Genomic DNA, 245 nt, shown 5'->3' on the forward strand with positions numbered 1-245 from the left:
GACTCCTTTATCGTGTAAAGTCTGCTGCAGTTCCACTGCCTGCGGATCGGTATCATTCACATACGTCAACGCCGCCGCTATGCCTTTGATCAGCATACGATTATCAGTACCGTACTCCAGGGTGCCCAGCAGGGGTTTGATCAATCTGTCGTTGCTGCCCAGCTTGCGCAGCGGCTGGCGGCCAACCCTGTCAATCTCATCGCGCAGGAAGGGATTGGCAAAACGGGTCAGGATTTTTTCGATGT

Annotated in this window: 1 protein-coding gene; it reads right to left on the reverse strand. The window is 53.9% G+C overall.

What is annotated here, in order from left to right:
* A partial coding sequence (locus ACYP03_RS27480; RefSeq protein WP_459782870.1) for a mannitol dehydrogenase family protein occupies positions 1-245 on the reverse strand: 245 nt, incomplete at both ends.

This window comes from Photobacterium sp. R1 (assembly GCF_054600795.1).